This window comes from Dyella sp. A6, from assembly GCF_036320485.1.
In the GTDB taxonomy this organism is placed as follows: Bacteria; Pseudomonadota; Gammaproteobacteria; order Xanthomonadales; family Rhodanobacteraceae; genus Rhodanobacter_A; species Rhodanobacter_A aluminiiresistens.
Genome location: NZ_CP132911.1, coordinates 395,189 through 420,210, shown reverse-complemented (window position 1 = coordinate 420,210; position 25,022 = coordinate 395,189). Strand labels below are relative to the sequence as shown.

At 66.6% G+C, this 25,022-nt stretch carries 19 protein-coding genes and 1 riboswitch; of the genes, 14 read left to right on the top strand and 5 right to left on the bottom strand.

Translation table 11 applies throughout. The features are described from left to right. The first annotated feature begins 29 nt into the window (after nt 1–29). Together RA164_RS01650 and RA164_RS01645 are read left to right on the top strand one after the other, a co-directional pair. Nucleotides 30–1,853 (top strand): putative bifunctional diguanylate cyclase/phosphodiesterase, encoded by a 1,824-nt coding sequence (locus RA164_RS01650; RefSeq protein ID WP_329742245.1) that lies wholly within the window; start codon nt 30–32, stop codon nt 1,851–1,853. 76 nt (nt 1,854–1,929) lie between these two features. Then, a complete protein-coding gene (locus tag RA164_RS01645) occupies nt 1,930–2,322 on the top strand; it encodes a peptidase C13 (RefSeq protein ID WP_329742244.1) in 393 nt (130 codons plus the stop codon). Between the two features lie 18 nt (nt 2,323–2,340). Here the strand turns inward: RA164_RS01645 and RA164_RS01640 are convergent, their stop codons facing one another. Then, nucleotides 2,341–4,029, bottom strand: a complete 1,689-nt coding sequence (locus RA164_RS01640; protein ID WP_329742243.1) for an AMP-binding protein — start codon at nt 4,027–4,029, stop codon at nt 2,341–2,343. Between the two features lie 184 nt (nt 4,030–4,213). Continuing rightward, a riboswitch (cobalamin riboswitch) is annotated at nt 4,214–4,427 on the top strand. Between the two features lie 148 nt (nt 4,428–4,575). On the opposite strand from RA164_RS01640, the gene RA164_RS01635 reads away from it, so the two are divergent. Further along, entirely contained in the window at nt 4,576–7,089 is a 2,514-nt protein-coding gene (locus RA164_RS01635; RefSeq protein ID WP_329742242.1) for a ribonucleoside-diphosphate reductase subunit alpha, read from the top strand. Nucleotides 7,090–7,202: 113 nt separating this feature from the next. Here RA164_RS01635 and RA164_RS01630 read toward each other — a convergent pair whose 3' ends face one another. Beyond that, nucleotides 7,203–7,421 carry a GIY-YIG nuclease family protein gene (locus RA164_RS01630; RefSeq protein WP_329743457.1) on the bottom strand — a complete coding sequence of 73 codons (219 nt, stop codon included), beginning with the start codon at nt 7,419–7,421 and terminating at the stop codon, nt 7,203–7,205. Between the two features lie 228 nt (nt 7,422–7,649). On the opposite strand from RA164_RS01630, the gene RA164_RS01625 reads away from it, so the two are divergent. From RA164_RS01625 to RA164_RS01610, 4 genes are all read left to right on the top strand, one after another. Next, nucleotides 7,650–8,675 (top strand): ribonucleotide-diphosphate reductase subunit beta, encoded by a 1,026-nt coding sequence (locus RA164_RS01625; RefSeq protein ID WP_329742241.1) that lies wholly within the window; start codon nt 7,650–7,652, stop codon nt 8,673–8,675. Between the two features lie 160 nt (nt 8,676–8,835). Next, nucleotides 8,836–9,264 (top strand): GNAT family N-acetyltransferase, encoded by a 429-nt coding sequence (locus RA164_RS01620; protein ID WP_329742240.1) that lies wholly within the window; start codon nt 8,836–8,838, stop codon nt 9,262–9,264. A gap of 89 nt (nt 9,265–9,353) precedes the next feature. Next, nucleotides 9,354–9,755, top strand: coding sequence for a BlaI/MecI/CopY family transcriptional regulator (locus tag RA164_RS01615; protein WP_329742239.1), 402 nt, complete (start codon nt 9,354–9,356; stop codon nt 9,753–9,755). Between the two features lies 1 nt (nt 9,756). Further along, nucleotides 9,757–11,622, top strand: a complete 1,866-nt coding sequence (locus tag RA164_RS01610; protein ID WP_329742238.1) for a M56 family metallopeptidase — start codon at nt 9,757–9,759, stop codon at nt 11,620–11,622. 102 nt (nt 11,623–11,724) lie between these two features. Here the strand turns inward: RA164_RS01610 and RA164_RS01605 are convergent, their stop codons facing one another. Next, the gene (locus tag RA164_RS01605) at nt 11,725–14,064 is read right to left on the bottom strand and encodes a S9 family peptidase (protein ID WP_329742237.1); all 2,340 of its coding nucleotides are present in this window, start codon (nt 14,062–14,064) and stop codon (nt 11,725–11,727) included. A 340-nt stretch (nt 14,065–14,404) separates the two neighbouring features. On the opposite strand from RA164_RS01605, the gene RA164_RS01600 reads away from it, so the two are divergent. Then, the gene (locus RA164_RS01600; protein WP_329742236.1) at nt 14,405–15,151 is read left to right on the top strand and encodes a glutathione S-transferase family protein; all 747 of its coding nucleotides are present in this window, start codon (nt 14,405–14,407) and stop codon (nt 15,149–15,151) included. 12 nt (nt 15,152–15,163) lie between these two features. Here RA164_RS01600 and RA164_RS01595 read toward each other — a convergent pair whose 3' ends face one another. Beyond that, entirely contained in the window at nt 15,164–16,066 is a 903-nt protein-coding gene (locus RA164_RS01595) for a LysR family transcriptional regulator (RefSeq protein ID WP_329742235.1), read from the bottom strand. A gap of 99 nt (nt 16,067–16,165) precedes the next feature. Between RA164_RS01595 and RA164_RS01590 the strand changes: the two genes are divergently transcribed. The 6 genes from RA164_RS01590 to RA164_RS01565 all read left to right on the top strand — a co-directional run bounded on the left by RA164_RS01590 (nt 16,166) and on the right by RA164_RS01565 (nt 23,546). Beyond that, entirely contained in the window at nt 16,166–17,158 is a 993-nt protein-coding gene (locus tag RA164_RS01590) for an aldo/keto reductase (RefSeq protein ID WP_329742234.1), read from the top strand. A gap of 77 nt (nt 17,159–17,235) precedes the next feature. Continuing rightward, nucleotides 17,236–18,063, top strand: coding sequence for an NADPH-dependent 7-cyano-7-deazaguanine reductase QueF (queF, locus tag RA164_RS01585; RefSeq protein ID WP_329743456.1), 828 nt, complete (start codon nt 17,236–17,238; stop codon nt 18,061–18,063). 107 nt (nt 18,064–18,170) lie between these two features. Beyond that, a complete protein-coding gene (locus RA164_RS01580; RefSeq protein ID WP_329742233.1) occupies nt 18,171–18,788 on the top strand; it encodes a hypothetical protein in 618 nt (205 codons plus the stop codon). Between the two features lie 154 nt (nt 18,789–18,942). Then, a complete protein-coding gene (mprF, locus tag RA164_RS01575) occupies nt 18,943–21,555 on the top strand; it encodes a bifunctional lysylphosphatidylglycerol flippase/synthetase MprF (RefSeq protein ID WP_329742232.1) in 2,613 nt (870 codons plus the stop codon). Then, complete coding sequence (locus RA164_RS01570; protein ID WP_329742231.1) at nt 21,552–22,394, top strand: AcvB/VirJ family lysyl-phosphatidylglycerol hydrolase; 843 nt, start codon at nt 21,552–21,554, stop codon at nt 22,392–22,394. The genes mprF and RA164_RS01570 overlap by 4 nt, the downstream gene beginning before the upstream one ends. Before the next feature lie 147 nt (nt 22,395–22,541). Continuing rightward, on the top strand, nt 22,542–23,546 hold the full coding sequence (locus RA164_RS01565; RefSeq protein WP_329742230.1) for a hypothetical protein: 1,005 nt from the start codon (nt 22,542–22,544) through the stop codon (nt 23,544–23,546). Between the two features lie 52 nt (nt 23,547–23,598). Here RA164_RS01565 and hemN read toward each other — a convergent pair whose 3' ends face one another. Then, nucleotides 23,599–25,008 (bottom strand): oxygen-independent coproporphyrinogen III oxidase, encoded by a 1,410-nt coding sequence (gene hemN, locus RA164_RS01560; RefSeq protein WP_329742229.1) that lies wholly within the window; start codon nt 25,006–25,008, stop codon nt 23,599–23,601. Between the last annotated feature and the right edge of the window lie 14 nt (nt 25,009–25,022).

Sequence of the window (25,022 nt, the reverse complement as noted above, 5' to 3'; positions counted from 1 at the left end):
AATCGGGCTGGACTACAGGGGAGTTCGCGATGCAAACGATGCCGGGGCATGCCCCAGGATCGACGCTGGACGAATCTCGACCGACCTCCACGCCCAACGACGCGGAGTCGGTTCACCGTTTCGCCGTACCCGGCTTCGACGCCGTGGCGCGGCTGGTGGCCCGCTCGCTGGATGTACCGCTGGTCACCCTGGTGCTGGGCGACGGCAGCGCCTACTGGTACAGCACCACGCCCAACCCGCCGATGCTTCCCGCGGGCGCACCGGCGCCGGGCTTCCTGGATGCCGCCCGCAGCGGGGTCGCCGAAGTGGTGCTCGATGCGCGTGAGGATGCCCGCTTCCAGCCCGCCCCACCGGCCACCGGACCGGTAGGCTTCTTCGCCAGCGAGCCGGTCATGACGCTCAACGGCCACCCTGTCGGTGCGCTGTGCGTGATGGACCGCATGCCGCGCCAGTCGTTGAGCACGCGCGAGCGCACCGCGCTGCGCGACGCGGCCGCCCTGGCCGGCACCGGCGTGGTGTTGCGCAGCTACATGGGGCGCACCGACCCGGTCAGTCAACTGCCGCACCGTGGCGCATTCTTCGAGGACCTGCGCGGCCAGCTGCGCAACGCGCACGATACGGTGTGGCTGGCTGCCATCGAGGTGGCGCCGGTCGAACGCTTCAACGCCTTCATCCGCGCCATGGGCCATGTCTATGCCGATGCCCTGGTACGCGCCGTCGCCGAGCGTGTGCAGATCTGGATGAGCGCGGACATGTGCCTGTACCAGGTCGGTACTTCGCGACTGGCGATCATGTTGCCGGCCGCACATGAGCGGCCGTCGGACGCACAGTTGCACGCGCTGGTCCGGCTGCTGCGCGAACCGTTCGACTGCCTGGGCATTCCACTGACCCTGCGTCCGGGCGTCGGCCTGCTGCAGGTCGAGTCCAGCGAGATGCGCGGCGGCGACCCGCTGCGCCGGGTCATGAGCGCATCGCATGCAGCACAGGACAGCGCGTCCGGCTGGGCGATGTACGAGCACGACCAGGACGAACGGCACCGGCAGGACTTCTTCCTGGTGACCGAACTGGCCGCCGCACTCACCGACCGCACCGAGCTGGACCTGTACTACCAGCCACGGGTGGACCTGGAAAGCGGCCAGTGCGTGGCACTCGAAGCGCTGCTGCGCTGGCACCACCCCACACTGGGCGAGGTGCTGCCCAGCCGCTTCGTGCCGCTGGCCGAGCGGGCCGGGCTGATGCGCGCACTGACCGAGTGGGTGCTCGATCACGGACTGGCACGACTGGCCGTGTGGCAGGCTCAAGGGCTGGCCATCAAGCTATCTTTCAACGTGTCAGGCGCCGACTTCGACGCCGACTTCCTCGAGCGGCTGGAAACCCTGCTGGCCCGGCACAGCGTCGATCCCGGCCTGCTTGAACTGGAATTCACCGAAAGCACGCTGATGCATCCGTGCGACGCCACCCTGCAGCACCTCATGCGCATCCGCGCCATGGGCATCGGCATTGCCATCGACGACTTCGGTACCGGCTACAGCAACCTTGCCTCGCTGCGCGAGATGCCGGCCACAACCCTGAAGATCGACCAGTCGCTGGTGCGCAGCATCGACGGCAGTCGCGGCGATGCGGCCACGGTGCGCTCGGTAACCGCGCTGGCGCGCGAGCTGGGATTCCGGGTCGTGGTGGAAGGCGTGGAAAATGCATCGGTCTACGCCGCGGTACTGGACATGGCGTGCGACGAAGCACAGGGATTCCATATCGCCCGCCCGATGCCGGCGGCCGCCGTGACACCCTGGCTGCAGGCCTATGCCGCCGCACCGTTCCCGTCGCGCCGCGATCGCAGCGATCTGCCCCGCTGATCGCACGGCACCAGCGGATTCACCACCGCACGCCTTAACTGCTACCGTGGACCACGCCTGTCCGACGGAGCCACACATGTCGATCGCACTCGCCCTGGCCACCCTGCTGGCGTCAGCCCAGCCCCATCCGGCCACATTCGCGGCACGAGTGGCACAAGCCAGGCAACTGGAAGCCGGAACGGCCGGAACGGCTTACCAGAAAGCCCTGTGGGGCCGCATCGGCAACGCCACCACCGACGTCTACAAGAGCTGTCTGGCCAGCAATGCGCCAGCCGACAAGCGTCCGTTCACCTTGGTCGCCGGGGTCGATGCCGATGGCACGCCACGGCAGCTGGCGGTAACGCCAGCGACCCCGGTCGCCACCTGCATGGCCGGGCAATTCGCGCGCTGGAAGTTGCCGACGCCGCCCACGCAGCCGAAGCCCTACCCGATCGAGATCGATTTCAGCATCGCACCCGCGACCCACTGAGCCGGCGTCGCCCGCTGCTCAGTCGGCCGCCTTGCGGGCCGCCAGTTCTGCGGCCATCGCCTGGCTCATCAGGTACTTCTGCACCTTGCCGGTCACCGTCATCGGGAAGGTCTCGACGAAGCGCACATGGTGCGGCACCTTGAAATAGGCCAGGTGGTGGCGGCAGTAATCCTGGATTTCCGCCTCGCTGGCACCGTGGCCTTCGCGCAAGCGCACCCACGCACAGACCGCCTCGCCGAGCTTGGCATCGGGCACGCCGAATACCTGCACGTCGAGTACCTTGGGATGGGTATAGAGGAACTCCTCGATCTCGCGTGGATAGATGTTCTCGCCACCGCGAATGATCATGTCCTTGAGCCGCCCGACAATCCGGCAATAGCCATCCTCGTCGAGCACCGCCAGGTCACCGGTATGCATCCAGCGTGCCTCGTCGATGGCCTCGCGGGTGCGCGCGGCATCCTGCCAGTAACCCAGCATCACCGAATAGCCGCGGGTGCACAGCTCGCCCGTCTCGCCACGCGGCACGATGCGACCCTGGCCGTCCACCAGCTTCACCTCCAGATGCGGATGGATGCGTCCGACGCTGTCCACCCGACGTTCCAGCGGATCGTCCGGCACGGTCTGGAAGCTCACCGGGCTGGTCTCGGTCATGCCGTAGGCGATGGTGATCTGGTCCATGTGCATCTCGCTCACCACCCGGCGCATCACTTCGATCGGGCACGGCGAACCAGCCATGATGCCGGTGCGCAGGCTGCTCAGGTCGAACTCGCGGAAACGCGGATGCTCCAGCTCCGCGATGAACATGGTCGGCACGCCATGCAGCCCGGTACAGCGCTCTTCGGCCACCGTTTCCAGGGTCGACAATGCATCGAAACCCTCGCCCGGAATCACCATGCAGGCGCCGTGCGTGACGCAGGCCAGGTTGCCCAGCACCATGCCGAAACAGTGGTAGAACGGCACCGGAATGCATAAACGGTCCTGCTCGCTCAGGCGCATCGCCTCGCCGATGAACCAGCCGTTGTTGACGATGTTGTGATGGGTCAGCGTGGCGCCCTTGGGCGCACCGGTGGTGCCCGAGGTGAACTGGATGTTCACCGGGTCATCGAACGACAGCTCGCCCTGCAGCGCACGCAACCGTGCCAGTGCCTCGGCGTCGGCCAGAGTGGCCAGTTCACGCCAGGCGCGGGTACCCGGCGCCGGCGCGTCGTCGAGCAGGATCACCTCGCGCAGTTCGGGCAGGCGGACCGCGGCCAGGCCGCCCGGTGCGGCGGCATCCAGCTCGGGCGCCAGCGCGCGCAGCATGTCCAGATAGTGCGAGGTCTTGAACCGGCGCGGCAGCACCAGCGCACGGCACTGCACCTTGTTGAGCGCGTACTCCAGCTCGTGCAGGCGGTAGGCCGGGTTGATATTCACCAGGATCAGCCCCGCCCGGGGTGCGGCGAACTGCAGCAGTACCCACTCCGCCCGGTTCGGTGCCCAGATGCCGATGCGCTCGCCGCGCGCCAGTCCCAGTGCCAGCAGACCGGCAGCAAGCCGCTCGACCTCGGCATCGAACGCGCGGTAATCCATCCGCACTCCCTGTTCGCGCACCACCAGCGCGGGCCGGTCCGGATGCGTCGCGGCAATACGCTCGAGCAGCGTGCCGATGGTGTCGCCCAGCAGGGTTTGGGTACTGGCCCCCTGGACATAGCTTGGTGAAGCCGTCATGGCATCCCTCCGTCATCTGCGCCAGAGCATAACCGGCAGGCGACAAGCGATCCTCCGCGCCTGCGGCTCCCCCATGCCATGGCCGCACGGCCACGCCACGCCACAACCGGCACCAGCACTGGCAGCGAGCCACTTATCCACGGCTTATACACAATTTATTGGGTTGACCAGCCCCTTTCGGCCCGATATGTTGTGCCGGTCGGTGCCCAGTCAGACGCGATCGTCGACCGGGCTTAAAAGGGAATCCGGTGCAAACCCGGAACTGCCCCGCAGCGGTAAGCGGAAACGAACGCCTTGATATCGCACTGGCTCGCAGCGGCCGGGAAGCGAAGGCCAGTAGGTGGGTCGACTGACCCTCGTCCGCGAGTCCGAAGACCTGCCGGCACGGTGCAACCGGAATGTTGTGCCGATTGGTGACGGCCTCCGCGGGGAGGTGCGTCGTGCGCTGGGACCTCCGTGTCCCGCGCATGCGCGACCGCGGCGACCGCACCCCAGCCCTGCGCGAGGGAGCAGGCGGTCGATCACCACGGTCTGGAGCACACCGACATGCAATCTCTCGATACCGCCACCCGCGAGCGTTCCGGCGCCCGCGCGGAGTCGTCCGCATTTTCCGCCGGGGCCATCGAGGCTCCGGCCGCCACCAGCGATACACCGATGTCTGCCGCACCCGAGCAAGCCCCCGCCGAATCCTTCACCCTCACCCCGCCGCACAACCCGGCCCAGATGCGCGTGACCAAGCGCAACGGTGGCCAGGAGGGCGTCGACGTCAACAAGATCGTCAAGGCGGTGACTCGCTGTGCCGACGGCCTGCACGCGGTCGACCCGATGCGGGTGGCGCTGAAAACCATCGGCGGCCTGTACGACGGCGCCACCACGCAGGAGCTGGACCAGCTTTCGATCCGCACCGCCGCGGCGCTCACCGCGGAGGAACCCGAATACGGCCAGCTCGCCGCGCGCCTGCTCGGCGGCTACATCGACAAGGAAGTGAGCGGCCAGGAAATCCAGAGCTTCTCGCAGTCGGTCGCGCACGGTGTCGAGGTCGGCATCCTGAATGAGCGCTTGCGCGATTTCGTCGCGCTGAACGCGCGCAAGCTCAACGACGCGATCGACCCGCTGGCCTCGCGCCGCTTCGAGTATTTCGGCCTGCGCACGGTCTACGACCGCTACCTGCTGCGCCACCCCACCAAACGCTACGTGATCGAGACGCCGCAGTACTTCTTCATGCGCATTGCCTGTGCGCTGGGCGGCAACGACATCGGCGAGACGCTGGAGCTGTATCGCCTGCTGTCGTCGCTGGAATACATCGCCAGCTCGCCGACGCTGTTCAATGCCGGCACCTCGCACGAGCAGCTCAGCTCGTGCTTCCTGCTGGACTCGCCGACCGACTCGCTGGAGTCGATCTACGACAAGTACGCCGACGTGGCCAAGCTGTCGAAGTTCGCCGGCGGCATCGGCCTGGCCTACTCGCGCGTGCGTTCGCGCGGCTCGCTGATCCGCGGCACCAACGGCCATTCCAACGGGCTGGTGCCGTGGCTGAAGACGCTGGATGCCTCGGTCGCCGCGGTGAACCAGGGCGGCAAGCGCAAGGGCGCGGCCTGTGTGTACCTGGAACCCTGGCACGCCGACATCGAGGAGTTCCTCGAACTACGCGACAACACCGGCGACGAGGCGCGCCGCACGCACAACCTCAACCTGGCCAACTGGATTCCCGACGAGTTCATGCGCCGGGTCGAGGCCGACGGCGACTGGTCGCTGTTCGATCCCAAGCGGGTACCGCACTTCGTCGACAGCTGGGGCGAGACGTTCGAAACGGCGTATCGCCAGGCCGAGGCCGATGGCCTGGCGAGCAAGACGGTCAAGGCACGCGAGCTCTACGCGCGCATGCTGCGCACGCTGGCGCAGACCGGCAACGGCTGGATGACCTTCAAGGACCGCAGCAACGCCACCAGCAACCAGACCGCCAAGGCGGAAAACGTCATTCACCTATCGAACCTGTGCACCGAAATCCTGGAAGTCACCAACGCCGGCGAGACGGCGGTGTGCAACCTGGGCTCGATCAATCTTTCGCGGCACGTGACGGACGGCGCGTTCGACTTCGACAAGCTGGCCGCCACCGTGCGCACCGCAGTGCGCCAGCTGGACCGCGTGATCGACCTGAACTTCTACCCGATCGCCACCGCCAAGGCCGCCAACAGCAAATGGCGCCCGGTGGGCCTGGGCGTGATGGGCCTGCAGGATGTGTTCTTCAAACTGCGCCTGGCGTTCGATTCGGCCGAGGCGCTGGCGCTGTCCACGCGCATTGCCGAGGAGATCTATTTCAACGCACTGTCGCAGTCGAACGAGCTGGCCGCGCAACATGGTGCACACCCCGGTTTCGGCGAAAGCCGCGCCGCCAACGGCGAGCTGCAGTTCGACTACTGGCCGAATGCCCGGCCGCACGACGAGGCACGCTGGAGCTCCCTGCGCGAGGCGATCAAGACCCGCGGCCTGCGCAATTCGCTGCTGATCGCCATCGCCCCCACCGCCACCATCGCCTCGATCGCCGGCTGCTACGAATGCATCGAGCCGCAGGTATCCAACCTGTTCAAGCGCGAGACGCTGTCGGGCGACTTCCTGGTGGTCAACCGCCACCTGGTCGAGGAACTGAAGGCGCTGGGCCTGTGGACGGCCGAAGTGCGCGACCAGATCAAGCTGGCCGAAGGCTCGATCCAGGGCATCGCGGCGATTCCCGAAAGGCTGCGCACGATCTACCGCACCGTATGGGAGCTGCCGCAGAAAGCGCTGATCGAACTGGCCGCCGCCCGCGGCGCCTGGATCGACCAGAGCCAGTCGCTGAACCTGTTCATGGAGAACCCGAACATCGGCCAGCTCTCGTCCATGTACATGTACGCCTGGAAAGCCGGCATCAAGACCACGTATTACCTGCGCTCGCGTCCCGCGACGAAGATCGCCAAGACCACGGTGAGTGCAGGCAAGACCACGACGGTCGACCAGGAGCAGGCCAGCGCCGCCGTGTTCTGCTCGCTGGAAAACCCCGAGTACTGCGAGGCTTGCCAGTAAATCCCGACGTCCGTCATCCCGGCCGCGGCTGGGGTCCTGCGCCTTCGGCCATGTGGTGCGCCAAGGAGCTGGATTCCAGCCTTCGCTGGAATGACGGTGAGAGATATTCGGCCTCACTCGCAGATCCCGGCGTACAGGTCATGCCAATACGGATTGGATTTTTCGATGAGTCGGATTTGCCACGTCCGCTTCCATGCCTTGATCGCCTTTTCGCGCGCAATGGCCGACACCATCGACTCGTGCCTTTCGAACCAGACCAGGACGTGTACGCAATGGCGCTGCGTGAAACCTTCCACCACATGGCTGCGGTGTTGCCAGACGCGTACCCGCAGGTCGGAAGTAACACCAACCTAGAGCGTGCCGTTACGCCTGCTCGCAAGCATGTAGACACAGGGCCAACGCTCCCGCATTGCCGATTTCTCCCGCACATCGCCATGTCGTCATTCCAGCGAAGGCTGGAATCCAGTGCCTCAGGCATTCGCCCCAACACCGTGTAGGCGAACGTCGCCGGATCCCGGCCCTAGCCGGGATGACGCGTAAGAAATCCAAGGAATCCACCCATGAATACCCAACCAAACCAGCCTCCTCGCATCCTCGACCCCGGCTTCGAACTGACCCTGCGTCCGATGCGCTACCCGGCGTTCTACGAGATGTACAAGAACGCCATCAAGAACACCTGGACGGTGGACGAGGTGGATTTTTCGCTGGACACCACCGACCTCAACACCAAGATGTCGGCGGCCGACCGTCACCTGATCCACCGGCTGATCGCGTTCTTCGCCACCGGCGACACCATCGTGTCGAACAATCTGGTGCTGAATCTGTACCAGCACATCAACGCGCCGGAAGCGCGCATGTACCTGTCGCGCCAGCTGTACGAGGAAGCGCTGCATGTGCAGTTCTATCTGACCCTGCTGGACACCTACATTCCCGACCCCGCCGAGCGCGCCAAGGCCTTCGCCGCGATCGAGAACATCCCGTCGATCCGCCAGAAGGGCGCGTTCTGCTTCAAGTGGATCGACTCGGTCCAGGACCTGGCGCGACTGGACACGCGCGAGCAGCGGCGGCAGTTCCTGCTCAACCTGATCTGCTTCGCCGCGTGCATCGAGGGACTGTTCTTCTTCGCTGCGTTCGCCTACGTGTACTACCTGCGTTCGCGCGGCCTGCTGCATGGCCTGGCCTCGGGCACCAACTGGGTATTCCGCGACGAGAGCTGCCACATGGCGTTCGCCTTCGAGGTGGTGCGCACCGCGCGTGCCGAGGAGCCCGAGCTTTTCGACCAGACCATGCATGCCCAGATCGGACAGATGCTGGAAGAAGCCATCGCCTGCGAAACCCAGTTCGCCGAGGACGTGCTCTCCGGCGGCGTGGCCGGTCTATCGGTGAAGGACATGCGCCAGTACCTGGAATACGTGGCCGACCAGCGCTTGGAGCAGCTCGACCTGCCGAAAAAATACGGTGCGAGGAACCCGTTCGACTTCATGGACCTGCAGGACGTGCAGGAAGTCACCAACTTCTTCGAGCGTCGCGTCTCGGCCTACCAGGTCGGCGTGGAGGGCGAGGTCGCGTTCGACATGGCGTTCTGATCCCGGCTTCGATGGCACCACGCTTCGCCGGAAGGCAGGTGTGCCGAGGCAGCCACAGGCATTCGCACATGGACTGCTGACAGGTGGCGTCAGCAGTCCATCGCTACCGGCATCCGGGCCTGTTGATTGCATGTGATAGTCGGGGTTTAGGGAGTCCTGCATGAACCAAACCATCGATCTGGAACTCACCGCGACACCGCCATCCGACGCCGTTGCACGGATTGGCGAACGGCTCGACGACTTCAATATCGAGGTCACCGGCATCACCGACCGCCTGCCACTTGCCGTACTGGTCCGCGCCCGACGCGATGGACCGGTGCTCGGCGGCCTGAGCGGGCGCACCTCGCTGGGCCTGCTCTTCATCGACCTGTTCTACCTGCCGCCGGATCTGCGCGGCGCCGGGCTTGGCCGCCGCGTTCTGCAGATGGCCGAAGACGAGGCTCGTCGGCGCGGCTGCCGTAACGCCGTGCTTTACACCATCAGCTTTCAGGCACCCGACTTCTACCAGCGACTCGGCTGGACGGTGTTCGGCCGGGTGCCATGCGACCCACCCGGCACATCACGCATCTTTCTCAGCAAGTCACTCTGAGACACACAACTCGACGCAACACTATTGACTACAAATGTAGTCAAGTCGTATGTTGTGCCTACATATGTAGTCAAACGAGTGCGCGAGCCATGCCAAGACCCTCGATCGGCGACCAGGAACTTGCCCTGCTGCATTACCTGGCCGAACACGAACCCGCCACGGTCGGCGAGGTGGCCGCCGGCTTCGGCGAGCCCCTCGGCCTGGCCCGTTCCACCGTGCTGACGATGATGGAACGGCTGCGTGCCAAGGGTTATCTGAAGCGCCGCCAGCTCAAGGGCCCGCAGTCCAAAGGCGTGTATCGATACAGCACCGCGACCGGTCCCGGCGAGGCGATGCGCCGCGCGGTGGACAGCTTCGTCGCCAACACCCTGCGCGGCTCGGTCTCGCCGCTGGTGGCGTGGATGGCCGAGCGCGGCGAGGTGAGCGATACCGAGCTGGCCGAGCTGGAAGCCCTGGTCGCGCAACTGCAGACCGCACGCAAGGAGGACTGACATGACCGCCTTCGACCATGTGGCTGCTGTGCTGCTGGAACGGCTGGTCTGGACGTCGCTGCAGGCTGCACTGCTGACAGGCCTGATCGCCGGGCTGCTGCGCCTGCTGCCACGCCTTCCCGCCAGCATCCGCTGCATGCTGTGGTGGCTGGTTGGCCTGCAGGCACTGGTCGGGCTGGCCTGGCAGACGCCGATCCAGCTACCGCTGTTGTCGCCGCCGCCCGCCACTGCGGCAGCAACCCCCACCCATGCCATGCCGCCCGCCACCGGCGCGGCACGGCACATGGCACTGACGGACCGTGCGTTCCCGGCACACATGCCGCGCAGGCAGGACGCCAGCCCGCATCCGGTCGTAGATGCATCGGACAGCCTGCGCTGGCAGACCCTGCTGATCGCCGCGTGGCTGCTGCTGGTGCTTGCACAGGTTCCCGCCCTGTTGCTGCAGCACCGTCGCACGCGGCGCCTGTACCGTCGCGCCGGCCGTCTGGATGACACCGACCTGCAGGCGCAGTGCGTGCAGCAGTCGCGTGCGCTGGGCCTGCGTCGCACGCCGCGCCTGCTCGCCTCGTCCGAGCTCGCATCGCCACAGGTCAGCGGCCTGTGGAACCCCACCGTGCTGTGGCCGGCCGGACACGCGATGGAGCCCGCGCAGGCTCCGCTGGCACTGGCACACGAGCTGGCTCACCTGCGCCGAGGCGATCTGCTGCTGGGCTGGATTCCGGCCCTGGCGCAACGGCTGTACTTCTTTCACCCCTGCCTGCGCTGGGCGGTACGCGAGTACGCACTGAATCGCGAAGCAGCCTGCGATGCCGAGGCACTGCGGCAACAGGGCGCTGCACCGCAGGACTACGGCCGTCTGCTGTTGTGCCTGGGCGTGGCACACCCACCACGCGCCGGCCTCGCCGGTGCATCCCCCACCTTCCACAACCTGCGGAGGCGACTGAGCATGCTGCAACAAAACCTACCGACCCGTCCCCGGGCCCCAAGCTGGCTGCTCGTCGCGTGCGTCGCGCTGGCGGGTGTACTGCCGTACCGCGTGGTGGCCGCCAGTCATCCTGCACATGCGGCGAGTGTACATAGCGCCGTCCAGACCGCAGCGAACGCCCCGGCCGCACCACCGGCACCACCCGTACCGCCACCGCCACCGCCGCCACCGCCACCGCCGAGCCCGCCGCCTGCTCCACCAGCACCGCCCAAGCCACCCGCTTTCGGTTTCGCCCTCGGCAAGACGTACATGGATCTTCATTCCGATGCACGACAGGGCTTCGCACTGCTTGATGGCGACACGACGATCGTCGACGGCAGCCCGGCCGACATCACCGCGCTGAAGCGCCTGCACCATGGCCACCAGCCCATGATCTGGTTCCAGCGTGACGGCAAGGGCTACGTGATCCGCGACAAGGCACTGGTCGAGCGCGCCCGGCAGATCTATGCGCCACTGAACACTCTGGCGGATGCACAGGGAAGGCTTGCCGACCGACAGGGCGAGATCGCCGGTCGCGAGGGTGACCTGGCTGCCCGCAATGCCGCGCTTGCGGATGCACAAGCTGAAATCGTTCAACAACAGGCGAATCTGGTGGCGCAGGCCGCCAGCCAGGAAGTTGCCGCCAACGCACAGGGTCTGGCACGAACCCAGGCCAGGCTTGCACGGCAACAGGCACGCCTTGGACAGAAGCACGCCGCACTCGAGGCACAGCTGGCTACGCAGCAACACACACTGCATGCCCAGCAGGCTGCGCTTGAAGCACAGGAACATGCGCTGCAGCGGCGCCAGCAGCTGGCCTCGCGCGAAGCCCGCCGCGCCATGGGCAAGCTGCTCGACGATGCCCGCGCGAATGGGCTCGCCCAGCCGGTGAGCAACCGCTGATCCGCCCTGTCGCCTGGGGCCGCCGACACCTGCCGGCCACCGCACCATGAAAAAAGCCGGGGCCTTTCGGCCCCGGCTTCATGTGGCAGGCTCAGGCTCCGGTCAGAACCACGGCCACGGCTTCATCTTGTATTCCTTGGGCGGCGTGTTGCCGGCAAGGTAGCGCACGAAGTAATCCCAGCGACGCCGCGTGATGTACGGCGTCTCGTCGCCGTAACCATGATGGACGTTCGGGATCGCCAGCATGTCGAAGTCGCGGTTGGCCTTCATCAGCGCCTGCACCACCAGTTCCGAGTTGGTCGGCGGCACGTTGTCGTCCAAGGTGCCGTAGGTGATCATCAGGTGGCCCTTGAGGTTCTTCGCCATGTCCTCGTTGGCCTGGTTGTCGTAGTTGGTGGTGCCGTCCTTGTTCTTCACCAGCAAGCCCTGGTACTTCTCGCCCCAGTCGTTCTCGTAGTTGCGGTTGTCGTGGTTGCCGCTTTCGGCCCAGCCGACCTTGAAGAAGTCGGGGTAACGGAACATCGCGTCGGCCGCGGTATTGCCGCCACCGGAATGGCCCCAGATACCGACCCGGTCGAGGTCGATCCACGAATAGCGCTTGGCCAACTCCTTGATGCCGGCAACCTGGTCGGGCAGCGTGTTGTCGCCCATGTCGCCATACCAGTAGTGGTGGAACGAAGCCGAGCGCCACGGCGTGCCCATGCCGTCCAGGGCAATCACGATGAAGCCCAGCTCGGCCATCGACTGGTGGTCGTAGCGCGACGGCAGGAAGCTGCGTCCCATCACCGAGCCGGTCTGCGGACCCGGATAGACATAGTCGATCAGCGGGTACTTCTTGTGCGGGTCGAAGTTGGACGGCTTGAACATGATGCCGTACAGCGTGGTCTTGCCGTCACGCGCCTTGACCGTGAACGGAATCGGCGGCACCCAACCGGCGGCCTTCAGGCGGCTGATGTCGGCCCGGGCCACGGTGGCGATCACATGACCGTCGGACGCCGAGCGCAGCAGCGTCACCGGCGGCTTGACCGGGGTGGAGTAGCTGTCGACGAAGGTCTTGCCGTCGGGCGAGAAGCTGATGATGTGATTGGCCTTCTCAGGCGTCAGCAGTTTCGGCCTGCCACCGTCAAGATTCACCTTCCACAACTGCTGGTAGTAGGGGTTCACGCCCGCTTCGCGGCCCACGCCCAGGAACCACAGCTCGTGCTTCTTGCGGTCCAGGTGCAGCACCTCGGTGACATTGCCGACACCGTGGGTGATGGCGTGCATCTCCTTGCCGTTCTTCAGGTTGTACAGATACAGGTTGCCCCAGTTGTTGCGCTCGGAGAACCACACCGCCTCGTGGGCCTTGGGCAGGTACTGCCAGTTGACCTTGCCATGGCCGCTTTCGTAGTAGTCCTTCACGGTCTCGTCGAACACCGTGCGCACCGCACCGGTACTGGCGTTGGCCACGCGGAACCACACCTGCTTTCGGTCACGCGAGCTGTTGACCATGGCCAGCGTGCGGCTGTCCGGCGCCCACTTCAGGTCGTCCCAGTGGCCGTTGCTGCGACAGCTGATGTCGTCGCAGAGGCTGGACAGGCGCTGCTGCGGCGGCAGCTGCAGCCTCACCACTTTGTGCGAGGCCACGTCGATCACCACCGGCTCGATCATGAAGACATGCTTGTCGCCCGGCAGCGGGTACTTCCACTTCATCAGCTTGGGATGACCGACCCGGGTGCTGACCAGGTACATGTCACCGACCTTGCGCTGGTCCTGCTGGTAGGTGGCGATCCGCGTCGAATCGGGCGACCAGTTCAGCACCGGGCGATCGGTATGGATCCAGCCCGCGTTGTCGGTGGCGTAGCCGAAATTCTTCACGCCATCCGTCGTGAGCTGGGTCTCCTTGCCGGTGGCGACATCGCGCACCCACAGGTTCCAGTCGCGAATGAAGGCGAGCATTTTCTTGTTCGGCGACAGGATGCCCGGCTCGTCGCCGCTCTTGGGCACCGCCTTCAGCGCGCAGTCGCCGGCCGCCTTGAGGTCGCACAGGTAGTGCTTATCGCCCAGTTTCACGTCGTAGCGGCCATCGGCCAGCACGGTAAAACCGAACGAACGCGGCAGCTTGTCGGCCTTGACCGGCTTGCCGCTGGCCTTGCCCAAGGCGGCGGCCAGCTTGGCCTGGTCGAAAGCCGGCATGGCCTTGCCCGTCAGGGTGTCCATTTCCATGATGTGGTCGCCGCTGACGTCATGGTCGCGGTACCAGAAATGCGTGCCGTCCAGCCAGGTCACATGCTGCACGTCGTGGTCGACCAACGGCATGGTCTCGTAGGGCATGAAGCGCTCGGCGCGCGCGTAATCCTGTGCGGTCAGCGTGCGTCCCTGCGCCATGGCACCGGGGGCGCATAGAAACAGCCCCACTGCCAGCGCGCCGGCCAGGCGCGACTTGCCGATCATCGAACTCATGTTGCACTCCCCTTGTTGGGAACCGGATACCCGGAAAATGGCCAGCCGGGCAGCCGTCTGCACGCCGCCCGAAAGACCGATGCTACCCCGGCATGACCTTTGGCACCCCTGCCAAAGGTTGAGTAGGCAGAGGGGCTTGAGCTGCCGACACGGGCCAGCGGCAGGTACAGGCATAAGTGCCAGTGTGCGCGATGTTCGACCTGCCATCGAATCCAGACATCACTAGCCGATATCAACCGCGTCATCATTGCGAAGCGCACAACCGAGCGTTACAACGCTCCCTTGACGCCTTGCAGAGCCGCCCGCAGGCTGTGGCACGGTCACACGAGGGAACGCAGCCATGGCGCATTTCAAGGTAATCGGCAATTACATCTCGCCCTATGTACGCAAGGTACTGGCCTGTCTGGAGCTGAAGGGCCTGGATTACGAGATCGACCCGATTGCCCCGTTTGTGGGCAACGCGGAGTTCACCCGGCTCAGCCCGCTGCGGCGCATCCCGGTGCTGATCGACGATGGCCATGTGGTGAACGACTCCTCGGTGATCTGCCAGTACCTGGAGGACAAGTACCCCGCCGTTTCGCTCTACCCGCGCAACATCGACGACCGCGCCCATGCGCGCTGGCTGGAGGAATACGCCGACACACACCTGGCCGACGTGCTGATCTGGCGACTGTTCTACCAGCGGGCGATCCGGCGCCACATCTTCGGCGAGACGGCGGACGAGGCGATCGTGCAGCGTGCGCTCGATACCGACATCCCGGCCGCGCTGGACTATCTGGAAACCCAGCTGCCGCAGGAACGGTTCCTGTTCGGCGCGTTGTCGGTCGCCGACATCGCCATTGCCAGTTGCTTCCGCACCGCGTCCTTCGTCCGTTACGAGATCGACCAGACCCACTGGCCGCGCAGTGCGGCTTTCGTGGCACGGGTGCTGGCGCAGCCGGTATTCAGTCCACTGATTACCTACGAGAACGTGATGCTGCGGCTGCCGCTGGCCGAGCAGCGCGCTGCCCTGCTGGCCGCCGGCGCGCCGCTCACCGAAGACACCCTGGGCACCGACAGCCCGCGCCACGGCTTTCCGCGCGGCTGAAACATGCCCCGCTCATTGCAGCTTCGCCATCACCTCGACCAGCCAGTCGATGAACACCCGCAGCCGCACCGGCATCTGCCGTTGCGGCGCGTACAGCACATGCACCGGCAGGGTCGGCGGCGGCACGTCGGGCAACAGTTCGCAAAGTCGGCCCGCCGCCAGTGCGTCTGCCACCCGGTAGCGCGGGAACTGGGTGATGCCCAGGCCGGCCTCGCAGCAGGCCAGGTAGGCGTCCACGCCACTGACGGTGACGCGCGCGGGCAGGCTCACTTCGCGGCGCCGACGGTTGACCATGAATTCCAGCGAGGACTCGGGCCGGCGTGTGGTGGGCGAGGTCCAGTTCACCGCCGCATGGCCGTTTTGCAGATCCGCCAGCGTGGCCGGCTGGCCGTGCCGCCGCACGTAGTCGGCGCTGGCCACGGTGACCTGCTGCAGCATCGCCACGCGGCGCCCGACCAGCCCCGAGTCCGGCAGTTCGCCCACGCGCAGCACGCAGTCCACGCCCTCGCGCAGCAGGTCGACGAAGCGGTCACTGGTGCCGATGTCCAGGGTCAGGCCGGGATAACGGGCGCAGAACGCCGGCAGTTCCGGAATCAGGATGCGTCGCGCCAGCGTCACCGGAAGGTCGATGCGCAGGGTGCCCTGCGGCTTCAGCGCGGCGTCGCGGAAATTCGACTCGACTTCGTCCAGGTCGGCCAGCAGCCGCACGCAATGCGCGTAATAGGTACGCCCGTCGCGGGTCACCCGCAGGCAGCGCGTGGTCCGCTGCAGCAGCTGCGCACCCAGCCGCGATTCCAGACGCTTGATCGCATGGGTGACCGTGGCGCGCGGCAGGTCGAGGTCGTTGGCGGCGGCGGTGAAGCTGCCCAGCTCGACGATCCGCGCATAGAGACGCATGGTGTCCAGGCGGTCCATGATTGTTTATCCATATGGAATAGTGTTGACGATTATTGAGCATTTATTCGTCAACGGCGACGGCGCATGATGGTGCTTCACCCCCAAGGAGCATTCCGCATGCAGACCCGCACACTCGGCCGCAACGGCCCCCAGGTTTCCGCCCTCGGCCTTGGCTGCATGGGCATGAGCGACTTCTACGGCGACCGCAACGACGCCGAGTCGGTGGCCACCATCCAGCATGCGCTGGACCGCGGCGTCAGCCTGCTCGACACCGCCGACATGTACGGTCCGCATACCAACGAGATGCTGGTCGGCAAGGCCATCCAGGGTCGTCGCGACCAGGTTTTCCTGGCCACCAAGTTCGGCATCGTGCGCGACCCCGCCAACCCGTCCGCACGCGGCATCAATGGCCGGCCCGATTACGTGCGCGCGGCCTGCGAGGGCAGCCTGAAGCGGCTGGGCGTGGAAACCATCGACCTGTACTACCAGCACCGGGTCGATCCGGGTGTGCCGATCGAGGAAACCGTCGGCGCGATGGCCGAACTGGTGCAGGCCGGCAAGGTGCGCTACCTCGGCCTGTCCGAGGCGTCCGCCGCCACCTTGGAACGGGCGGCCAAGGTGCACCCGATCGCCGCGCTGCAGAGCGAGTATTCGCTGTGGACGCGCGACCCGGAACACAACGGCGTGCTCGACGCCTGCCGGCGCCTCGGCATCTCGCTGGTCGCGTATTCGCCGCTGGGCCGGGGCTTTCTGACCGGCGCGATCCGCTCGCCCGACGACTTCGATGCCGACGACTACCGTCGCCACAGCCCGCGCTTCATGGGCGACAACTTCGCCCGCAACCTGGCGCTGGTGGACAAGGTGAAGGCGATCGCCGCCGACAAGGGCTGCTCGCCGGCGCAGCTGGCACTGGCCTGGGTGCTGGCGCAGGGCGAAGACGTGTTCGCGATTCCCGGCACCAAGAAGCGCAGCCGCCTGGACGAGAACCTCGGCGCACTCGACGTGACGCTGTCGAAGGACGAGCTGGCCGCGATCGATGCGGTGTTCCCGCACGACGCCGTGGCCGGCGAGCGCTACAGCGCGGAAAGCATGACGCACGTCAACGGCTGAACCGGGGCGGGCCGCCTCTCCCGACCGGGAAAGGCGGTCCGCGTCCGCGGGCGGCCATGCCCGACTACACTATGCGCATGGCTACCCCCGACCAATCACCGCTCGGCCAGACCACCGTCTACGCCGATCGCTACGACCCGACGCTGCTGTTCCCGATTCCCCGTGCCGGCAAACGCGCCGAGATCGGCGTGGGCACGGCGCTGCCGTTCCATGGCACCGACATCTGGAATGCCTACGAGCTGTCGTGGCTTGACCTGCACGGCAAGCCACAGGTGACCGTGGCGGAATTCCGCATCCCGGCGGCCTCGCCGAACCTGATCGAGTCGAAGTCGTTCAAGCTCTATCTCAACGGCTTCGCGCAGGAGCCGATGGCCAGCGCCGACGCGCTGCGTGAGCTGCTGCAGCAGGACCTTGGCGCAGCTGCCGGCGCGGCCGTGGATGTGACCCTGCACCCCGCGCGCACCGCTGCGCACACCTTCGCCGACCTGGACGGCGAGTCGATCGACACGCTGCCCGTGCACATTGACGACTACGGCCCGCCCAAGGCCGACTACCTGCGCGCCGATACGCGCGCCGGTACGGTCGAGGAAACCCTGGTTTCCGATCTGCTGCGCTCGAACTGCCCGGTTACCGGCCAGCCCGACTGGGGCAGCGTGCAGGTCCGCTATCGCGGCGCGCCGATCGATCGCGAAGGACTGCTGCGCTACCTGGTCTCGTTCCGTACCCATACCGAGTTCCACGAGCAGTGCGTGGAACGCATTTTCATGGACATCACCGCACGCTGCGCGCCTGAGCAGCTCGACGTTTACGCCCGCTACACCCGTCGCGGCGGCCTGGACATCAACCCGTTCCGCAGCAGCCAGATTTCCGGCTCGGCCGGCAACCCGCGCGGTGCCCGCCAGTAATCGGCCGGTCATCGGCACTTCAGATCGGGAGCGCTAGCCTTGTCTGCCTTCCCGGTCGGCCTGTGCGCCGGCCGGTTCCTGTTGAGCGCATCCACGGAATGCCACCCATGAGCCTGCATCTTCGTTCCGCCGCCCTGTACACCGCCATGTTCGCTGGCGTGCTGACGCTCGCCGCCTGCGGCAAGAGCGCACCGCCTGCGGCCAGCCCCGCCAACGCATCGACCGCCGCCGCACCGGCGAAGGCAACCAGCGTGGCGGCCAAGCCGGCCGTGAGCAGCAGTGCTCCAGCGCCGGCCGCTTCCGCCCACGCGCCGGCCACCGCCAGCACCGCTGCAGCCGCTGCGGCCAGCACCGCCAAGGCCGCGACACCGGCCCCGGCCGATGCCTTCAAGGTCGCCTCGCTGGCGGTGGGCACCGCGGTCAACGCCGAGCACAAGGTGCGCAAGCCGGAAGACCACTTCGCGCAGGACCAGAAGACGCTGTATGCCAGCGTGGCCACCCTGGGCGATACCGACGGCGCCACCCTCAACGCCACCTGGCGCTACCTGGAAGGCAAGGGCCAGCTGGTCAGCAGCATCAGCCAGCGCGTCGCCACCAGCGGTCCGGCCACCACCACCTTCAAGGTGGAGAACCCCGACCTCTGGCCGGCCGGCAAGTACCAGGTGGATATCTCGCTGGACGGCAAGGTCGTCGAAAGCAAGGGCTTCGAAATCGCGAAGCGCTAAGTCGCCGACCGGCAAGTTGAACATGGGCGCCCGCTCGGGCGCCCATGTCATGTCATGACGGGTGCTGCGGTGTGCCTTGTCCACCTCTGCGTCAGCGCGCGGGAGCGACAATGTGGCACCATCGCGGCCGGACGCAAGTTCAGGGGGCACGGGAGTGGAACAGCAAGGGGATGCCGAGATCCCGAGCCAGTCTGAGGCGCCGATCAGCGCATCGGCGGGCCCGACCTGGCTGCGCCGGCTAAGTGGACCGCTGCTGTCGGTGGTGATGCTGCTGCTGGCGCTGTGGGCGCTGCAGAAGTTCGCCGGCGAGGTGAATTATCACCAGGTGGGGCACTATCTGCATCGGCTGCGCCGCGGCCGCATCGGCCAGGCGGTGGTACTCACCGCGCTGGGTTATGCCGGCATGACGCTGTACGACATGTTCGCGCTCGCCGCCATCGGCAAGCGGCTTCCGCGTGCACGCGTGGCGCTGATTTCGTTCATCAGCTACGCCTTCAGCAACACGCTGGGCATGTCGGTGCTGGTGTCGGGATCGATCCGCTACCGTTTCTACATCCAGGCCGGCCTGTCGACCGCCGAGGTGGCGAAGGTGGTGCTGTTCTGCACGCTCAGCTTCTGGCTGGGCCTGTGCGCCGTGACCGGCAGCACCCTGCTGCTGGAACCGATATCGCCACAGCTGCCGTTTGCCGCACTGCACGTACCGGTGGGCCTGCTGCTGCTGTCGATGCCGCTGCTGTGGCTGTTCGGCGGCCTGTTCCGGCGCCGGCCGCTGAGCGTACTGGGGCGCTGGCAGGTCACCCTGCCCTCGACCGGCACCGCATGGCGGCAGATCCTGGTCGGCGCGCTGGACTGGGGCCTGGCCGCGGCCGTGCTGTACGTGCTGATGCCCAGCGAGATCGTGATCGACTTCGGGCCGTTCCTGGCGATTTTCGTGCTGGCGCAGATGGCCGGACTGATCAGCCACGTACCGGGCGGGCTGGGCGTGTTCGAAGCCGTGATGCTGGCCGGCCTGGGTGCCACCGGCAACGCACCGGAGGCGGCCTCGATCCTCGGCGCGCTGGCCGCCTTCCGCGGCGTCTACTACCTGCTGCCGCTGTGCGTGGCGACAGTGACCGTGCTGTTCCGCGAGGCCCGCGGCCTGCGCCAGCGCAAGCTGATGCCGCGCTGGTTCAGCAGCCTGCTGCCGCCGTTCTTCGCCGGCCTGACCCTGGTGTCCGGTGCGGTGCTGCTGTTCTCCGGCGCCACCCAGACGCTGCCGCGCCGGCTGGCGATCCTGAGCCACGTACTGCCGCTGCCGGTGCTGGAGGTATCGCACTTCCTCAACAGCGTGGTCGGCATGTTGCTGCTGATCCTGGCGCGCGGACTGCAGCGCCGGCTGGATGCCGCCTACGTGCTGACCCTGGTGCTGCTGGTGGCCGGTGCGGTGCTTTCGCTGTTGAAGGGCATCGACTACGAGGAGGCCACGCTGCTGCTGATGCTGGCACTGGCGCTGGCGCCCGCGCACCGCCTGTTCTACCGGCGCGCCTCGCTGTTCCAGGCCAGCTTCTCGTTCGGCTGGATGCTGGCGGTGCTGGCGGTGCTGGGCTGCACGTTCTGGCTGGTGCTCTTCAGCTACCAGCACGTGGAATACAACAACGACCTGTGGTGGGAATTCAGCTTCCGCCATGGCGGTGCGCCTCGCGCCCTGCGCGCGCTGGTGGGTGCCGCCTCGGTGGCGCTGCTGTTCGGGCTGGTCACCCTGTTCCGTTCGGCGCGCCCACGTCCCGTGCTGCCCGACGAAGCGGCACTCGGCCGCGCGCTGCCGCTGATCAAAGGCTACCCGGGCGCACAGGCACATCTCGCGCTGATGGGCGACAAGGCGCTGATGTTCGACCCCGACCACCGCGCCTTCATCATGTACGGCGTGGCCGGACGCAGCTGGATCGCGATGGGCGATCCGGTCGGCACCGATGCGAAGGCGCGCCAGGAGCTGGTCTGGACCTTCCACGAAACCTGCGAACGCGCCGGTGGCTGGCCGGTGTTCTATCAGGTCAACCCGCGCGACCTGGACATGTACCTGGAGGTGGGCATGAGCCTGCTGAAGGTCGGCGAGGAGGCCCGCGTGCCGCTGGACCGCTTCAACCTCGATGGCAAGTCGAAGAAGAGCCTGCGCAACATCGTCAGCAAGCTGCAGCGCGAGGGCCTGCGGCTGGAGATCGTGGCACCTGACCAGGTACCCGCCCTGCTGCCCCGGCTGAAACCGGTTTCCGATGCCTGGCTGCACGACAAGCGCGTGCGCGAGAAGGGCTTCTCGCTGGGCGCGTTCGACGCCGCTTACCTCGCACGCACACCGATGGCCGTGGTGTGGCAGGACGATGAGCCCGTGGCGTTCGCCAACATGTTCCTCACCGACAGCATGGAAGAAGCCTCGGTGGACCTGATGCGCCACCGTCCCGACGGCCCGCCCGGCCTGATGGACTACCTGTTCGTGGAACTGATGCTGTGGTCCAAGGCGCAGGGCTATCGCTGGTTCAACCTGGGCATGGCACCGCTGTCCGGCCTGACCAACCGGCGCCAGGCGCCGCTGTGGAACCGCTTCGGCGCGCTGATCTTCGGCCGTGGCGAACGCTTCTACAATTTCCGCGGTCTGCACCGCTACAAAGACAAGTTCGACCCCGAATGGGAACCGCGCTACATGGCGGTCCCGGGGGGCATCGCGCTGCCGGTGGTGCTGACCAATGTGGCCGGCCTGATTTCCGGCGGCCTGACTGGAGTGGTACGTCGATGAAATTTGTTGCACTGGGCGCCGTGGCCGCCTGCGTTGTCGTGGCAGCCGCGATCATCTGGAATCCGTTTGCCCGCCCGAGCCTCGAGAAATCCACCCGAAAACTGCTGGCTGCGCCGCATGTGCAGGCGCCGGCCGGCGATGGCGACGTGCTCACCATCATCTATTCCGGCGACGGCGGCTGGGCCGACCTCGACCAGCAGATCGGCAAGCTGATCGTGGCGCATGGTATGCCGGTGCTCGGCGTCAGCACGCTGCGCTACTACTGGCACATGCGCTCGCCGGAGGAGTCCGCCCGCGAGCTGGACGCGATGATCCCGCGCTACCTGGCCAAGTGGCACAAGCGCCGGGTGTGGCTGATCGGCTTTTCGTTCGGTGCCGACGTGGTGCCGTCCATCGTCTCGCGGCTCAGCCCGGCCAACCGCGCGCGGATCAGCCAGGTGGTGCTGCTGTCGCCCAGCAACAACGTGAACTTCGAAATCGCCCTGGAAGGCTACATGCGCGAGAACTGGTTCAAGACCAAGCTCAAGGCGCTGATGGAGAAGATCAACCCGATACCGCACTACCCGTCGCTGCCGCGCGTCGCCGCACTGGACGGCAAACCGCCCGTGGTCTGCTACTACGGCACCGACGACAGCGAAGATGGCGATGACAGCCTTTGCAGCGAGCCGGGTCTGCCCAGCTGGATCAAGGTGCATGCCATGCCGGGCGGTCACCACCTTGGCTATGACTATCCCGCGCTGGTCACCCGCATGCTGTCGGAACTGCCGCGCGACACCGCCCCGACTATCCACACCGCTCCGGCGACCAGCCCGGCCAGTGCCGCCAGCACGGCGTCCTGATCCACCATCGCCCTGCGCACGGCTGTTCCTGCACCGACATACGTCGCAGGAACGATCCGCCGCGCGCGGGTGTCGGATAGACTGCAGACGTGGACGCGCCTGCGCCGTCCACGGCATCGTTCCGCCAGCATCGACCCAGGGGGGGCCATGATCGAGCTGGAAATCCAGACCCTCTCGGTATCGCGCGACGGACTTCTCGCCGAAGTCGGCGGGGCGGTTGTCGAAACCGGGTTCACCCTGCTCCGGCAACGTATCGTGCAGGACCGGAACGGCGTGCTGCTGACTATGGTCGTGCGCGGCCATCCACGCCGGAAGCGTGCCCTGGAGTCGGCACTGGATGCCTGCGAACGGCTGATCAGCTATGAGATCTCGCTGTTCGAGGCCGACACGCTGAAGCCTCACTTCGCCGCTTCGCGCTCATACCCGCAACCGCCGCTGCCACCTCGCCCCGAACCGGCGCCAGCGCCGGCCATGTCCACCCGCAGCTCGGCGACACCCGTATCGTCCGCACCGCCGGCGCAGTCCGACGTGCTTGCGGAGCAAGCCATGCCAGACGAACCGGAACTGGTGCCACCGGCATATCCGCTGGCCGACACCGAACTGCTCTCGCTGCAGATGTCGGATTTCATGCTGGCGACTCCGCCGACAGCCCCCGCACCAGCGGCCGAACCCGAGCTCGAGCCCTACGCCGAGGTCGTTCCGCTGGAAGCCGACACGGACGCCATCGATATCGCCTGGCCACGACTGACCAAGGCGTATCCGCAGATCTTCCCGACCCTGCAAAGCATGCTGGCCACGCTGGCCGAAGGCGCACGCGAAGCCACGCTGCACGAAGTGGGACGGCGCCTCGGCACCTGGGTGCTCCAGCGCCGCCACGCATCCGGCCGAAAGCTGAGCCTGGCCAGTGCGATCGAGCAGATTGGCCTGCCCGACCTGAGCGAGCTGGTCGTGGTCGAGCATGTGGACGGCCACCTGCACATCCGCAACAGCCCGCTGTGCACCCCGGCCGACGGCCAGGGCTGCAGCTTCTTCGGCGGCTACCTGGAAGGCCTGCTCGGCCCGGTCGTGACATCGCAGCATGTTTCGTCCTTTTCGCTGTGCTGCCGCAGCTTCCGCGCGGATGCATGCGTGCTGGCGATCTCGGAATCATGACCATGCGCCCCACTGCATGTCCTAGCGAATAGTTCCGCTCAGATGGTCCGACTCAGATCGTCTTCGAATAGCGCGCGGCGTCTGCCTGCGCACCGGCGTAGCGGTCGAAGCACATGGCGATGTTCCGCAGCAGCAGGCGGCCACGCGAGGTGACCTGCAGCCGTCGCATGTCGCCGACCACCAGGCCATCATCGACGAACGACTGCAGGCGCGCCAGGCTGTCCGCGAAGTAGTCGCCGAACACTAGCCCATGGCGCCGGCCGAAGGCCTGCACGTCGATCGCCCCGTGACACATCAGCTCGCCGATCAGCTCGCGGCGGATCAGATCGTCACGATCGAGCAGCAGCCCGCGCACCACCGGTAGGTGGCCGCCATCGAGCAGCCCCTCGTAAGCGGCCAGATCGCGCGCGTTCTGGCTGTAGCTGTCGCCGATGCGGCTGATCGCGCTGACCCCCAGCCCCACGATGTCGCAATCGCCATGCGTCGAATAGCCCTGGAAGTTGCGCTGCAGAGTGCCGGCACGCTGCGCCTGCGCCAGCTCGTCGTCGCTGCGCGCGAAGTGATCCATACCTATGTATACGTAGCCGGCCGCCTGCAGCCCAGTCAGCGCGCGGCCGAACAGTTCCAGCCGGGTGGCGGCATCGGGCAGTTCCTCGGTCTTGATCTGCCGCTGGGCCTTGAACAGGCTCGGCAGGTGCGCGTAACCGTACACGGCAATGCGGTCCGGGCCGATCGCGATCACCTCGTCGAGGGTGCGTGCGAACGCCACCGGAGTCTGCAGCGGAAGGCCGTAGATCAGGTCCATGTTGATCGAACGGAAACCGGCGGCACGGGCCTCGTCGACCAGCACGCGGGTGGGCTCCACGCCATGCTCGCGGTTGACCGCCCGCTGTACCGCGGGGTCGAAATCCTGGATACCCAACGAGAGCCGGTTGAACCCCATCGCGGCCAGTGCGCGCACGTAATCGCCATCGGCAAAGCGCGGGTCTACCTCGATGCCGAATTCGCGCTGCTCCACCTCGTCGAAGCGGAAATGCCGCGCCAGTGCGTCCATCAGCGACTGCATGCGCGGTATGTCGAGAAAGTTCGGCGTGCCGCCGCCCAGATGCACCTGGCGCACCTGGCGCACCCGGTGCCCGGCACCGAACAGCCGGGCCACCTGCTCCACCTCGCGGAACAGCCACTGGAGGTAATGATCGGCCCGCGTCGGGTCGCGGCTGATCACGCGGTTGCAGCCGCAATAGAAACACGGGCTGCGGCAGAACGGCACGTGCACATAAAGCGACAGCGGACGTTCGCTGTCGGCCGCATCGGACGCAGCGACGGCCGCCTTGAGGTCGGCCTCGCCGAAGTCGTCGCGAAACTGCAGCGCGGTCGGATAGCTGGTATAGCGCGGGCCGCGTCCGTCGTAGCGGGCGATCAGTTCGCGGTCGAATACGGGGGCATGCAGGACGGCGTTCATGGCCGCAGTCTGCG